The organism is Brevundimonas sp., assembly GCF_016742135.1.
Classification (GTDB): Bacteria; Pseudomonadota; Alphaproteobacteria; order Caulobacterales; family Caulobacteraceae; genus Brevundimonas.
The window spans coordinates 81,819-95,197 of the sequence record NZ_JACVCG010000002.1 but is presented as its reverse complement, the minus strand read 5'-3'; the positions used below and the strand labels follow the sequence as shown (position 1 = coordinate 95,197).

Below are 13,379 nucleotides of genomic sequence, written 5' to 3'. Positions count from 1 at the left end.
CCGGCGATTCCGTGGGTTAGCTTGGCCATATGTCGGTGAATCGTACCCTGGCGGTGACGGCCTGTGGCCTCGGCGCATTCTGTGTTCTGCTGGGTGCGTTCGCGGCCCACGGTGCGGGCCCGCAGGTCAGGACCCTGCTGACCACCAGTGCCCATTATGGTCTAGTCCACGCCCTGCTGGCAGTTGTGGCTGCGGGGCTGGCGACGCACAGTCGTCTGATCCTGGGGGCCGGGTGGCTGGCGGTGATCGGGGGCGCGATCTTTGCCCTGGCCCTCGCCCTGATCGGTATGGCGGGCCTGACCGCGATGGGTGCAGTGGCGCCGATCGGCGGTGTGCTGATGGTCGCCGCATGGCTCCTGTTTGCGTTCGGGGCGTTAGGCCTGCGCCACCACCCGCGTGACCCATCCTGAGTTCCACAGCGAGTATTCATGTCCTTTCCCAAGCCCGAGGGCGACCGCCGCGACCTGTTCCCCGAGATCGAAGCCTTTGCCAGCGGCTGGATGAAGACCCAGGATGGCCACGAAATCTATTTCGAGGAGAGCGGTAATCCGCAGGGCAAGCCCGTGCTGGTCCTGCACGGCGGGCCCGGCGGGGCGACCAGCCCGGGCATGCGGCGTTATTTCGATCCGTCGGCCTACCGGATCATCATGTTCGACCAGCGCGGCTGTGGCCAGTCCAGGCCCTATGCCTCGCTGGACAACAACACCACCTGGACCCTGATCGAGGATATCGAGCGGCTGCGCGAGCGCTGCGGCGTCGACAAATGGGTGGTGTTCGGCGGGTCCTGGGGTTCGACCCTGTCGCTGACCTATGCGGTGACCCACCCCGAGCGGGTCAAGGCGCTGGTGCTGCGCGGCATCTTCCTGCTGACGAAGAAGGAGCTGCACTGGTTCTACCAGGATGGGGCGTCGATGATCTTCCCCGACGCCTGGGAGCGGTTTCTGGCACCGATCCCCGAGGCCGAGCGTGACGACCTGATGGCGGCCTATGAAAAGCGGCTGACGGGGGACGATGAGGCCGCGCGCCGCGAATGCGCCATCGCCTGGTCCAGCTGGGAGGGCGAGACCGTCAGCGTGGGTGGGCCGGACTCACGCCCCGACAAGTTCGCCGAGGCCGAGTTTGCCATCGCCTTCGCCCGGATCGAGAACCACTATTTCCGCAATGGCGGATTCCTGCCCGAAGACGGTTGGCTGCTGAAAAAGATCGACCGCATCCGGCATATCCCGGCGTGGATCGCCCAGGGCCGGTTCGATGTGGTGACGCCGATGTCCGGCGCCTGGGCCCTGCACCGGGCCTGGCCGGAAGCGCGGCTGGAGGTGATCGGCGACGCGGGGCATGCCTCGTCAGAACCGGGCATTATCGACAGTTTGGTGCGCGCCACCGACTGGGCCGCAGGCCTGCCGGAGTGATCAAAACAGGCCGTGACCCTTGGGCAGTTCGACGTAACGGTGAACGCGGGTGGCCATCACGAGACCAAAGCCGATCATGACGGTCAGCATGACTGTGCCGCCGTTTGACATCAGCGGCATGGGCACGCCCACCACCGGGGCCAGCCCCATGACCATGGCCCCGTTGATCAGCACATAAAGGGCAAAGGTGGCGGTCACTCCGGCCGTGGCCAGACGACCGAAATGGCTGTGCGACAGGGAGGCGATCCGCAGCGAGATCAGGATCACGCCCAGATAGCAGAGCAGCATGCCGAACGAGCCGACGAAGCCGAATTCCTCGGACACCGCCGCGAATATGAAGTCGGTGTGGCGTTCCGGCAGGAACTCCAGCTGGCTCTGGCTGCCCAGACCATAGCCCTTGCCCAGCAAGCCGCCGGAGCCCATGGCGATCTTGGACTGCATGATCTGATAGCCCTCTCCCGAGGGATCGGCCTCGGGGTTGAGGAAAGTCAGGACCCGGTCGCGCTGATAGTCATGCATGACGAACTGGATGAAGGGCCAGACACCCGCGATGGCGGCCCCGGCCCCCGCGACAATGATCTTCCAGCTGAGGCCCGCCGCGAACATGATGGCGGCACCGGTCAGGCCCAGCAGAAGGGCGCTGCCGAGGTCGGGCTGGTGGGCGACGAGGGCGAAGGGTGCCCCGATCATGAGCGCCGGATAGATCAGTTTCCAGTGGAACCGGGCTTCCTGGGCCGTGGCACCGTGGTACCAGCGGGCCAGCGCCAGAACGAGGGCGATCTTCATCAGCTCGGACGGCTGGATACGGGTCACGCCGAGATCCAGCCAGCGGGTCGCGCCCATGGCGGTATAGCCCAGGCCGGGAATCTCGATCGCCGCGAGCAGCAGCAGCGACCCGAAATAGGCCGGATAGGCCAGATGGAACCACCATTTGAGGTTCACCAGCGACAGGGCCAGCAGGATCGCCAGACAGAGGCCAAAGCGGATCAGATGATTGGCGGCCCACGGCTCCCACGAACCCTTGGCCACCGAATAGAGCATGGCGGCCCCCATGCCGGCGATGGCGCACAGCAACAGGAGCAGTCGCCAGTCCAGCTGGGCGATCTTCACGCTCAGCCGGTCACGCTCGCCGGGACGGGTCAGGGCCGAGGCGGTCATTGCGGATCCGGAAGATAGGGCTGCGGGCCGGCAAGCTCCTGCGGCGCGGGCCTGGCGGGAACGGGGTCAGGCGCGACCGGGGCCGGCGACGGCGGCGCGATGGCCGCCGGGTCTTCCTCTTCCAGCGGCCCCACGGGCTCGGGGGGCAGCGGCCGCTCGATCCGGCTGCGCATGTCGGGGTCCTTGAGCAGCGTCACACGCATGACCTCGCGCGCCTTCTCTGCCGCAATCCGGGATCCCCCGCCGTGCTGGACGATGACGGCTATGGCATAGCGCGGCGCATCATGGGGGGCGAAGGCCACAAACAGGCCGTGGTCGCGACTGGACCACGCTACCGAGGTTCCCCGGCGCAGGCCGGCGCGGGCCTGGGCCGTGCCGGTCTTGCCCGCCATCTGTATGTCGCCGAGACCCAGCTGGCTGACCCGATAGGCCGTGCCGGTCACATCATTGGCCACCGCCGCCATGCCCGCGCGCACGATGTCCAGGTGCGTGTCCTCGAACGGAAGATCCTTGACGGCCGCGCCCGAGGGACGGTCCACCCCGCCCACGGACTTGATGAGGCGCGGCTCGATCGCCTTGCGGCCGTTGGCGATGCGGGCGGTCATGACCGCCAGTTGAAGCGCGTTGACCTCAATGGCCCCCTGGCCGATCGCCACGGACAGGGTCTCGCCCGGAAACCAGGTCTGGTCCGCCGGATTGCGAAAATTCTCACGCTTCCACTTCGTCGACGGCATGGTGCCCGCCCGTTGGCCCGACAGACCCATTTCATAGGTCCGGTGCAGGCCCAGCGCCTCGGCGGTGCGGGCGATGCGGTCCACGCCCGCCCGGTTGGCCATATGATAGAAGTAGACGTTGCAGGAGTTCTTGATGGCGTCGTGCATGGTCTGCGGACCATGACCGGCGCGCCGGTGGCATACGAACGTCCGGTTGCCAAAGCGATAGGCGCCCGAGCAATTGACCCTTTCGGTCGGATTGATGCCCGCATCCAGAAGCGCCAGGGCGGTGGTCATCTTGAAGGTCGAACCCGGCGGGAAGGTGCCATAGATCGCCTTGTCCAGCAGGGGACGGCGCTCATAGTCAGCCCAGGCGCGGTAGATGTTGCTGGGCACGCCCGAGACGAACAGGTTCGGATCGAACGAAGGCGAGGACACCATGCACAGGACGTCCCCGTTGCGGACATCCATGACGACACAGCCGCCGGACTCCTCGCCGAACACCTCGAGCGCCCGGTTCTGGATATCGGAATCCAGGGTAAGCACCACTTCCTGCCCGGGCACAGCGGGTCGGGAGTTCGCGGGATCCTCGCCGACCACCCGGCCGCGGGCATCCACCTCGACCCGCTGCCCTCCCGCCACACCGCGCAAATCGGTATCCAGGGTGGCCTCGACCCCCTGACGGCCAATGCGGAAGCCGGGGTTGAACAACAGCGGCGAGGCTTCCTCGCCCCGGGCCCGTACGGCCTCGACATCGGCCGCTGAAACCTTGGCCACATAGCCGACGACGTGGGCAAAGGCGCCGCCGTGCGGATAGTAGCGGGTCTCGTGCATGTCGGCCATCACGCCGGGCAGTTCATTGGCGTAGAGGTTGACCTTGGCGAATTCTTCCCAGGTCAGGTCGCTCTTGACCGGCACGGGTGAGAAGCGCGGGGCGGCGTTGACGTCGCGGATGATGGCCCTGCGGCGGTCGAGTGTTTCGGGGATCAACCGACCCAGAAGATCGAGCGTCTGGTCCAGATCCTTGGTCTCGTCGCGAACCACCAGCACGCGGAAGCTGGGCCGGTTGCCGGCGATGACCACCCCGTCCCGGTCCTTGATGACCCCGCGCGGCGGCGGGACGAGGCGGAAGTTGAACTGGTTGGCGGTGGCCAGGGTGGTGTATTCCTGCGCCTGGACGACCTGCAGCTGACCGAGTCGCGCAGTCAGGCCCAGCACGCCGAGGGCCGTCAGCCCCCCCATGACGAAGGTGCGCCGCAGGAAGGAGCCCTGCCGCTCATTGACGTCCGAAAAGAAGATCGAGGGTTCGCTGCTCATCGAAACCGCACATCGCCATCGTCAAACCGCTGGATCAGGCGATCCGCCAGCGGGAAGATCAGAAGCGTCGGCACCACCTGACCCAGAAGGGCCAGCAGGCTTGGCGCCCGCCCCGCGGCGATTGTAACGATGACCCAGGCCAGAAAGAAGGCCCCCAGAGCGGCGACCGTGTACCAGACGAACAGCACACGGGTTTCCTGCCCGATCAGGAAGTTTCGCGACACCAGAATGGCGGCATAGACGCACAGCAGGACCAGTCCCCACAGACCCAGCGGGCCGTACCACAGCAGGTCCAGCACCAGACCCAGGGCAAAGAGGGCCAGCGGCGCGGTGATCGAGGGCCGGATCAGCGGCCAGGCGAAGGCCAGGACCATGGGGATGACCGGCTCGGGCAGGCTGAGGCCGAACAGGGTCACGGGCGTGGCCAGTACCAGGGTCGCCAGTATGGCCAGCAAGGACGGATAGACGATCCACTGCAGAGGCCCGACGACGCGGACGGCGACCGGACGTCTCACTCGCCCGCACCGCCGGGCTGGGCCGGAGTCGCCGGAGGCGGGGTGGCGGGGGCCTGAGTGGCGGGGGCCGGCCCCAGGGCGGCCAGAGGCGGGGCATTCAGCGCCTCGGGATCGACCAGTTGGCCGAAGTCCTCGAACTTCATGACCTTGACGAAGTCGATGGCGCCCCGGTCACTGAACAGCTTGACCCGCCAGGACCCGTCGATGCCCCGCGCGACAACGCCGATCGGCACGCCGCGGGGAATACCGCCGCCGTCGCCCGAGGTCAGAACGCGGTCGCCGACCTCGACCGAGTCGGTGCCCCGGACGTATTCCAGACGCGGATTGCCGCTGCCGTCGCCGGACAACATGGCGCGCGCATCGGTGCGGTCGATCAGCACCGGGATGCGGCTGGAGACATCGGTGACCAGCAGGACGCGGCTGACGCGCGGCGATGTCCCGACCACTCGTCCGACCAGGCCGTGCTCATTGATCACCGGATTGCCGATCCGGACACCGCGAGATGTACCGACATCGACCAGGCGCGAGCGGGCGAACGGACCACGTGACTCCGAAATCGACCGCGCCGTTTCCATCTCGACGCTCGGCTCGACCCGGATGCCCAGCATGGCTTCATAGCGGGTGTTGATGTTCTGCAGGGCGATGTTGGCGTCGGCCACGGCCTGAAGCTCGGCCACCTGCTCCTTGAGGCGGCGGTTCTCGGAGACGGCAAAGAAATAGTCGCCGACATAGTCGCTGGCGGCGCCGACCCAGCGCACGGGAGCGGCCAGAACGCCCCCTACCCCGCCCGAGACCTGGTCACCGGCACCCCTGATGGCATTCTGGCTGTCGCCGCGACGCTGGCTGATCAGCAGAAAGGCCGAGGCGACCAGAACGATGAGCACGGTGATGCCCGCCGTCCAGATCAGCGGCACCTTGAGGTTTTCGAACGGTCCGTCGCGAAACGCCACGGCGACCCTTGCGTCAGAGGGTTGAAGTCACCCGGCCCACGCGGGAGCCGGCGGGCGAATCTGCCCATGAAAATCAGGCTATCGCAGAATCACCGGGCCTTGAAAACCGCTGATGTCCGCAGGCGCGCGAGACGGACTCTAGAGCGAGCTTTCCAGCACGCCCTTCATCCAGCGCGGGTGTTCCAGCACCCGGCCGCAGCCGATGGCCACGCAGGACAGGGGATCGTCGGCGACCGATACCGGCAGGCCCGTGTGATCGCGGATCTCGGCGTCCAGACCACGCAGCAGGGCCCCGCCGCCGGTCAGCATGATGCCCTTGTCGGCGATGTCAGCGGCCAGTTCCGGCGGGGTGGCTTCCAGCGCGACCTTGACCGCGTCGATGATCTGGCTGACCGGCTCGGTCAGGGCTTCGGCGGCCTGGCGCTCGCTCATGCGCACCTCGCGCGGGACGCCCTGCATCAGGTCGCGGCCCTTGACCTCGATCGACAGGCCTTCGCCGTCGGCCGGGATGCGGGCCGTGCCGATGTCCTTCTTGATGCGCTCGGCGGTGGTCTCGCCGATCAGCAGATTATGGTTGCGGCGCATATAGCTGATGATCGCCTCGTCCATCTTGTCGCCGCCGACGCGGACCGAACGCGAATAGACGATGCCGGACAGCGACAGCACAGCCACTTCGGTGGTGCCGCCGCCGATGTCGACGACCATGGAACCGGTCGGCTCGTGGATCGGCAGGCCGGCGCCGATCGCCGCGGCCATCGGCTCGTCGATCAGGCCGACGCGACGGGCCGAGGCGTTGAGGCAGGAATCATTGATGGCGCGGCGCTCGACCGCCGTGGCGCCCGACGGCACGCAGACGATGACCTTGGGGTTCACGAAGCCCTTGCGGTTATGCACCTTGCGGATGAAGTGCTTGATCATCTCCTCGGCGACTTCGAAGTCGGCGATGACCCCGTCGCGCATCGGACGGATGGCTTCCATGTGACCGGGCGTGCGGCCCAGCATCTGTTTGGCCTCGATGCCCACCGCGTGGACGATCTTGCGTCCACCGACGTTTCTGAGGGCCACCACCGACGGCTCGTTCAGAACAATGCCCTTGCCCTTCATATAGATCAGGGTGTTGGCCGTGCCGAGGTCGATGGCGATGTCGTTCGAGATCATGCCGAAGAGATGCATAGGGGTGGGATACCGTTCCGGGTTGGGCCTTTTTGGGGCGGTCAGCGATCATGTCCGCTGCGACGAAGCCCCGCCCCGCTGCGCATCCCCACGCACGGGCCGTCCTGATCGATATCGCCGAGCCGACCGTGGCCCGTTTGCCCTTACGGGACAGGGATTACAAGTCCTGAATCGGCCCGGCGTATCACGAGGGTGTCGTCAGGCGGCGACGGGTTCCAGACCCTCGGCCTTCAGCATGCGTTGAACGGCGGGGCGGGCCTGGACGCGATCCAGATGGGCATTCAGCTTCGGATAGCGGGCCGCGTCCAGCAGCTTCGCCTGCCGCGCCCAGCGGGTGAAGACGGAAAGATAGTTGTCGGCCAGAGTCCAGGCATCGCCGAACACCCAGTCGCCCTCCAGCAGATGCTGTTCGGCCAGGTCGTATTTGGCCAGCGCCTGTTCGACGGCCTGGTCCCTGGCCTCGCCCTCCAGCGGCGGGCGGCTGAACAGCACCTTGCCGATGGCCGGGTGAAGGCTGGACGCCAGCCAGCCATTGAAGGCGTGGAAGCGGGCCATGGCAAAGGCATCGCCGAGCGGGGCCAAATTCTTGTCGGGGTTGGTCTCGGCCACCCAGGCGAGGATGGCGGCGTTCTGGGTGATCACGCCCTGATCGGTCTTCAGCGCCGGGGTCACGCCCGCCGGGTTGATGGCCAGATACTCGGGCGTGCGCTGCTCGCCCTTCTTCAGGTCGATGACCGTGGCCTCATAGTCGAGACCGGCCTCCTCGAGGGCGGAATGCGAGGCCATGGCGCAGGCGCCGGGCGAGATGTAGACGGTCAGGGACAAGCGATCTCTCCTTCCAGATTCGGGTCAGTGCGACCTGAACGGGCAGATAGGCGTGCGGCTCCATATTGCAACCGACTCAGTTGCGTTTTGCCTCGCGGCGCTTGACCCATTCCCGCACGCCCAGCATCAGGGCCAGCCAGACGACGGCCACGCCCGCCAGGATCAGGCTGGTCCAGACGCCGTCGCCGCTGACCGCCACCGCCACCGCTCCGCCGAAGAAGGCCACCAGCGCCGTCTTGGGCAGGACGCCCAGGGCACAGCCGGCGAGGAAAGGCACGAACCCGGCCCGGGCCGCCCCGAACGCCATATTGACCACAATGAAGGGCGCCGAGGGCACATTGCGGATCATGAAGCTGGCGTAGAAGGCATTGCGCCCGACGAAGCCCTTCAGCCGCGTCACCGTCTTGCCGCTCCAGCGGTCCAGCAGCCGCGCGGTTGGCCCGCGCCCCAGCCAATAGGTCACTCCCGCCGAAATCACCGTAGCCGCCCAGCTGTACCAGAACCCCAGCGACGGCCCGAACGCCACCACACAGGCTGCGATCAACAGAAACTGCGGTGCCCCGATAAAGGCCGCCCCGACAAACAGTGCCACCGTCGCCGCAAACGCCCATGGCCCTCCGGCATAGCCCTCAAGCCAGGCCTCAAGCCGGTGATCCGCCTCCAGCCCCAGCATCGACTTGCCGACCAGCAACAGCCCAAGGACCGCCGCCAGCAGCACAGCCGTCACCAGCGCCGCCCGCCACCTGGCCGCCTCCATATTCAGCACAAAATCGAGGATGCGGCGGATCATTCGTCCTCAGGTTTCAGTTCGCGGAAAGGGCCAACGGTCCAGTCATCCAGATGCCATAGCCCGCCCGGCGCCCGGGACCATTGCTGGACATAGTCGGCAACCATATAGCGACGTTCACCGCCAGATGTGCCCTCTTCCCGATAGGCGACCTGCCCCTTGATCCAGCCTTGTTCGTCGTCCCTGGCCCCGATTTCAGCCTGATAGATGGTGAGATCGGGCAGAGTCGCGCCGAACTCGACCATGACCTGCGACAGCCGGGGCGCCTCCGCCTGACCGGAACGATAGGTATTGCTCTCTTGATAGATCTGACCACCCCAGTCCAGCCGACCGCCGTTGTCGGTCGACAACCATTCCCGCCATTCGGCTTCTGTTGGCGTGATGCCATAGGAAAATGACGGCGGCTCGCCCTTTTGAGTCATCAGACTGGCGGCCGCAAGCGTATTGCCAGACAGATACAGGCAGTCGCTCAGTCGCACGATGTTGTTGTAGTATCCGTCGAGGTCGAGTTCCGCACAGGCCGGAAACGCCTCTACGGCCAATCCGGCCAGAATGAACCCGAACCTGACGACGGGCTCCGGGCCGATTGTATCACAGGCGTTCTGGCGGCGGCGGTAGGGTTCGCTCAGCCGCTTTCGGCCATATTCGTATGTGTTCGCCAGCTCAACGGTCGTGGTCCAGCCGTCCGTGCAGAGGGTATAGACAACCTCATCCCCGGTCTGAACGTCCTCCGGTAAAGGCACGAGTTCACGGCCCACGATCCAGCTCTCATCGACGACCCGATCCCAGGCCTCACGGCTCACAGGGGCCGAAATCCGTTTTCCCTCAAAGCCATACACACTGACCATCGGCGGCGCATCCGGGCGCATCTCGAAACTGACCCCGAGTAGATCCCTGCCATAGCCATTCCTGTAGAACGCCCGGTAAACCACCGCCCCCGTGGCCGCTTCTTGCTCGATCGGCACCATACCGAGGGATTGAAGCAATTCCGCGCTCGGCGTCGGGTCCGGCTCCTGCCCACCCAACACCACACTCATCAGCATAGCCATCAGCATGAATGTCCCTCCTGCCGGGTCTGGAGCCTACCTGTCTCAGGTATCTCGAACAGCACGTCTATCAGAATACGGCGGATCACAGTTCGTAGGACCCCGTCGATTGAAACGGTTCCACGATCCAGCTCTCCAGCTCCCACTGGCCGCTGTAGGGAGAAAGGCCCCAAACCTGCGTGTACGAGGCCTCAAAACTAACTCGATGGGTCGGAGTATCCTGTTGGTAGGTAATGACACCAGTGACCTGTGCGGTTGTCGCAGTATCCCCGTGCACGGTCCCGACGTAGCCCCATAGCGCCTCGAGTTGACCGTCCTTCTCCTCAAGGAAGGTGCCGATGTCCGCTATGCCGACCAAGGGGGGCTCGTCATCCCATTGCAGGTGGGCTGTGCGGGAGCTGCCGAGCCACCAGATCCACGAGACGCGACCATCATCGACTACATTGAAGTCAAAGTTCCTGTGACCGATGGCGTTCATCACATCCGCCGCTGCGATGACATCTCCCGTCAGATTGCCGCAAGCTTCGAAACGCGAGACCTCGTTGCGATAGTACTCAGGATCGAGGCGGTCGCACGCGGGAAACAGAGGCATGGCGGCCCGTGCGAGCGACCATGAGAACTGGTGGGTCAGGTCTGCCTTGCAGCCCACTGACTGACGGCTGCGAACCGGCTCTGGCTCCATTGCACGCTGAGGCGCGTTCACTATTTCCACGGTCGAGGTCCACGGATGAAGGCACAGGAAGGGCTCATCGGCCTCGATCGGCACAAGCTCCCGGTCGGCATAGAGGGCCTGTCGACGAACGTCAGCCCACACTTCGGCAGGGACCGGAGCCTCGAGGCGCCTGTCGGGTGTAAAGTAGATCACTGCCAACGGGGGCTGACCCGGGCGCCGCTCAAACGACAGAGTCGGCATGCTGCGCCCGTAGCCATCGGAAAAGAACGCCCGATAGGCTTCTACCCCCTCGCTCGCCTCCTGTTCGGCAGGTTTCACGCCCCTTCGGGCGAGGACACAGACATGATCGCCAAATCGGTCCCAAGGCAGGCCATCCAGATCATCGCAGGGCTCCCCCGCTGAAGAAGCGGCTCCAGCCTGCCCGCCTAGTATCAAGCTCATCAGCATGGTGATCAGCATGCGGGACCCTCCCCGAAGCGTCGGGCATCCGATCTGCCCGCCCCCATTTGCACCGGCGCGCCGCCGCTCGTAAACAGCACAGGTCCGAATTGCCGGGCCTCCCCGAATGCGAGTCTGCCCCATGTCCGAGCTCCAGTCCAAAGCCCTTGCCCGCGTCAAGCCGTCGCCGACCCTTGCGGTGACCGCCCAGGCGCGCGCGCTGAAGGCCGAGGGCCGCGACATCATCAGCCTGGGCGCGGGCGAGCCCGACTTCGACACCCCGGATAATATCAAGGAGGCCGCCATCGCGGCCATCCGCCGGGGCGAAACCAAATATACCGACGCCGACGGCATGGCCGAGCTGAAGGCCGCCGTGGTCGCCAAGTTCGCCCGCGAGAACGGCCTCACCTATGCCGCCAATCAGGTCCACGTTGCCTCGGGCGGCAAGGCGGTGATCTACAACGCGCTTCTGGCCACCCTTTCACCGGGCGATGAGGTCATTGTCCCGGCCCCCTACTGGGTCAGCTATCCCGACATGGTGCTGCTGGCGGGCGGCGAGCCCGTCACCGTGGTCGGCGAGGAGGCCGATGGCTTCAAGCTGCGGCCCGAGGTGCTGGAGGCCGCCATCACCCCCCGCACCCGCTGGCTCATCCTGAACAGCCCGTCCAACCCCACCGGCGCCGTCTATTCCGCCGCCGAGCTGGAGGCCCTCGCCGAGGTCCTGAGTCGCCACCCGCACGTCTGGGTGCTGACCGACGATATGTACGAGCACCTGCTCTATGGCGACACGCCCTTTGCCACCATCGCCCGGGTCGCGCCCGACCTTTATGACCGCACCCTGACCGTCAATGGCGTCTCGAAGGCCTATGCCATGACCGGCTGGCGTATCGGCTATGCCGCCGGGCCCAAGGCGCTGATCGACCTGATGCGCAAGGTCGCCAGCCAGACGACCTCCAACCCCTCCTCCATCAGCCAGTGGGCCGCCGTCGAGGCCCTCAACGGCCCGCAGGACTTCATCGCCGGGCGCGGCCGGGCGTTCGAGGCCCGCCGAGATCTGGTCGTTGCCATGCTCAATCAGGCGAGCGGCATCCGCTGCGCCACGCCGGACGGTGCCTTTTACGTCTATCCCTCCATCGAGGGCCTGATCGGCAAGACGACGCCGGCCGGGACGGTGATCGACAGCGACGACACCTTTGCCAGCGCCCTGCTGGACGCCGAGGGCGTGGCCGTTGTGCAGGGCTCGGCCTTTGGCCTCAGCCCCTATTTCCGCATCAGCTATGCGACCAGCGAGAGCGTGCTGGAAGCGGCGTGCGAACGGATTCAGCGGTTCTGCGGAAGTCTGCGCTAGTAGACCCGGCTGACGGCGTAGTCGGCGAGCAGCTCAAGCGCGTCGCGCCAGTCGCTGTCGGGAAGGACCCGGAGGGCGGCCTTTGCCGCGTCGGCATAGTCGCCGGCCACGTCCAGGGTGGCGCTGACGGCACCCGTGCCGATCACCCGCTCCCGCGCGCGGGCGAAATCGTCGTCATCGCGGACGGACTTGGCAAAGGTCTGATCCCAGAAGCCGTCTTTCAGACCGCCGCCACGCTCGATAGCCAGGATCAGCGGCAGGGTGACCTTGCCCTCGCGAAAGTCGTCGCCGGCATTCTTCCCCAGCGCTGCGGCCGTGCCGCCATAGTCCAGCGCATCGTCGGCCAGCTGGAAGGCGATGCCGAGCTTCATGCCGTAATCGCGCAGGCCCTTGATCACGACGTCATCGGCGCCCGCTCCGACAGCGCCCGCTTCGGCGGCGGCCGCGAACAGTTCGGCGGTCTTGGCGGTGATGATCTCGAGATAGACGTCGGTATCGAGGTTGAGGTCGTGGGCGCGCGTCAGCTGCAGCACCTCGCCCTCGGAGATGACGCTGGAGGCCCGGGCCAGAGTGCCCAGCGCGCGCATGGAGTCCGTCTCGACCATCAGCTCGAAGGCGCGGGCGAACAGGAAGTCCCCAACTAGCACGCTGGAGGGGGCGCCCCAGATCAGGTGCGCGGCCACCTTGCCCCGGCGCAGGTCCGAGGTGTCGACCACATCGTCGTGCAGCAGGGTGGCGGTGTGGATGAACTCGACAGCGGCCGCCAGCTTCAGCGGGTTGTCGATGCCCCTGTCCCCGCCCGAGGCGCGCGCCGCCGCGATGGTCAGCATGGGGCGCAGACGCTTGCCGCCCGCCGCGATCAGGTGATCTGCCAAGGCCGGAATCAGCGGCACGTCGGACGCCATGCGCTCACGGATCAACTGGTTGACGCGATCCATGTCGGGTTCGCTCAGCCGCACGATCGGGGCGACATCTCCGGCGGGTCGGCTGACGGAATTGGAAACGGCGTCCAAGGAGAACTCGTGCG

Annotated in this window: 13 protein-coding genes; 3 read left to right on the top strand and 10 right to left on the bottom strand. The window is 66.2% G+C overall.

Annotated elements, in window-relative coordinates:
- Positions 1–29 precede the first annotated feature (29 nt).
- On the top strand, positions 30–410 hold the full coding sequence (locus IBJ06_RS03985; protein ID WP_292157494.1) for a DUF423 domain-containing protein: 381 nt from the start codon (positions 30–32) through the stop codon (positions 408–410).
- A gap of 18 nt (positions 411–428) precedes the next feature.
- Positions 429–1,409 (top strand): prolyl aminopeptidase, encoded by a 981-nt coding sequence (gene pip, locus IBJ06_RS03980; protein ID WP_292157492.1) that lies wholly within the window; start codon positions 429–431, stop codon positions 1,407–1,409.
- Here the strand turns inward: pip and rodA are convergent, their stop codons facing one another.
- From rodA to IBJ06_RS03935, 9 genes are all read right to left on the bottom strand, one after another.
- Positions 1,410–2,567 carry a rod shape-determining protein RodA gene (rodA, locus tag IBJ06_RS03975; protein WP_292157490.1) on the bottom strand — a complete coding sequence of 386 codons (1,158 nt, stop codon included), beginning with the start codon at positions 2,565–2,567 and terminating at the stop codon, positions 1,410–1,412.
- The gene (mrdA, locus tag IBJ06_RS03970) at positions 2,564–4,597 is read right to left on the bottom strand and encodes a penicillin-binding protein 2 (RefSeq protein WP_292157488.1); all 2,034 of its coding nucleotides are present in this window, start codon (positions 4,595–4,597) and stop codon (positions 2,564–2,566) included. The genes rodA and mrdA overlap by 4 nt, the downstream gene beginning before the upstream one ends.
- Positions 4,594–5,112, bottom strand: a complete 519-nt coding sequence (locus IBJ06_RS03965) for a hypothetical protein (protein ID WP_292157486.1) — start codon at positions 5,110–5,112, stop codon at positions 4,594–4,596. Before IBJ06_RS03965 ends, mrdA begins: the two co-directional genes overlap by 4 nt.
- The gene (gene mreC / locus IBJ06_RS03960) at positions 5,109–6,062 is read right to left on the bottom strand and encodes a rod shape-determining protein MreC (protein ID WP_292157484.1); all 954 of its coding nucleotides are present in this window, start codon (positions 6,060–6,062) and stop codon (positions 5,109–5,111) included. The genes IBJ06_RS03965 and mreC overlap by 4 nt, the downstream gene beginning before the upstream one ends.
- A 138-nt stretch (positions 6,063–6,200) precedes the next feature.
- Positions 6,201–7,235, bottom strand: coding sequence for a rod shape-determining protein (locus IBJ06_RS03955; protein ID WP_209120518.1), 1,035 nt, complete (start codon positions 7,233–7,235; stop codon positions 6,201–6,203).
- Between the two features lie 198 nt (positions 7,236–7,433).
- Positions 7,434–8,060, bottom strand: a complete 627-nt coding sequence (locus tag IBJ06_RS03950) for a glutathione S-transferase C-terminal domain-containing protein (protein WP_292157480.1) — start codon at positions 8,058–8,060, stop codon at positions 7,434–7,436.
- 76 nt (positions 8,061–8,136) lie between these two features.
- Positions 8,137–8,850 (bottom strand): VTT domain-containing protein, encoded by a 714-nt coding sequence (locus IBJ06_RS03945; RefSeq protein WP_292157478.1) that lies wholly within the window; start codon positions 8,848–8,850, stop codon positions 8,137–8,139.
- Positions 8,847–9,902 (bottom strand): hypothetical protein, encoded by a 1,056-nt coding sequence (locus IBJ06_RS03940; protein ID WP_292157476.1) that lies wholly within the window; start codon positions 9,900–9,902, stop codon positions 8,847–8,849. The genes IBJ06_RS03945 and IBJ06_RS03940 overlap by 4 nt, the downstream gene beginning before the upstream one ends.
- Positions 9,903–9,978: 76 nt before the next feature.
- Positions 9,979–11,025 carry a hypothetical protein gene (locus IBJ06_RS03935; protein WP_292157475.1) on the bottom strand — a complete coding sequence of 349 codons (1,047 nt, stop codon included), beginning with the start codon at positions 11,023–11,025 and terminating at the stop codon, positions 9,979–9,981.
- Between the two features lie 121 nt (positions 11,026–11,146).
- Between IBJ06_RS03935 and IBJ06_RS03930 the strand changes: the two genes are divergently transcribed.
- Complete coding sequence (locus tag IBJ06_RS03930; RefSeq protein ID WP_292157472.1) at positions 11,147–12,352, top strand: pyridoxal phosphate-dependent aminotransferase; 1,206 nt, start codon at positions 11,147–11,149, stop codon at positions 12,350–12,352.
- Here the strand turns inward: IBJ06_RS03930 and IBJ06_RS03925 are convergent.
- Positions 12,349–13,365, bottom strand: a complete 1,017-nt coding sequence (locus tag IBJ06_RS03925; RefSeq protein WP_292157470.1) for a polyprenyl synthetase family protein — start codon at positions 13,363–13,365, stop codon at positions 12,349–12,351. The two genes, IBJ06_RS03930 and IBJ06_RS03925, sit on opposite strands and share 4 nt — an antisense overlap.
- Positions 13,366–13,379 lie beyond the last annotated feature (14 nt).

Excerpts from the sequence above, each read along its gene's own strand:
- pip (WP_292157492.1), top strand. The coding sequence starts at position 429 with ATGTCCTTTCCCAAGCCCGAGGGCGACCGCCGCGACCTGTTCCCCGAG.
- IBJ06_RS03935 (WP_292157475.1), bottom strand. The coding sequence starts at position 11,025 with ATGCTGATCACCATGCTGATGAGCTTGATACTAGGCGGGCAGGCTGGA.
- IBJ06_RS03945 (WP_292157478.1), bottom strand. The coding sequence starts at position 8,850 with ATGATCCGCCGCATCCTCGATTTTGTGCTGAATATGGAGGCGGCCAGG.
- IBJ06_RS03940 (WP_292157476.1), bottom strand. The coding sequence starts at position 9,902 with ATGCTGATGGCTATGCTGATGAGTGTGGTGTTGGGTGGGCAGGAGCCG.
- IBJ06_RS03930 (WP_292157472.1), top strand. The coding sequence starts at position 11,147 with ATGTCCGAGCTCCAGTCCAAAGCCCTTGCCCGCGTCAAGCCGTCGCCG.
- IBJ06_RS03955 (WP_209120518.1), bottom strand. The coding sequence starts at position 7,235 with ATGCATCTCTTCGGCATGATCTCGAACGACATCGCCATCGACCTCGGC.
- mrdA (WP_292157488.1), bottom strand. The coding sequence starts at position 4,597 with ATGAGCAGCGAACCCTCGATCTTCTTTTCGGACGTCAATGAGCGGCAG.
- IBJ06_RS03985 (WP_292157494.1), top strand. The coding sequence starts at position 30 with ATGTCGGTGAATCGTACCCTGGCGGTGACGGCCTGTGGCCTCGGCGCA.
- rodA (WP_292157490.1), bottom strand. The coding sequence starts at position 2,567 with ATGACCGCCTCGGCCCTGACCCGTCCCGGCGAGCGTGACCGGCTGAGC.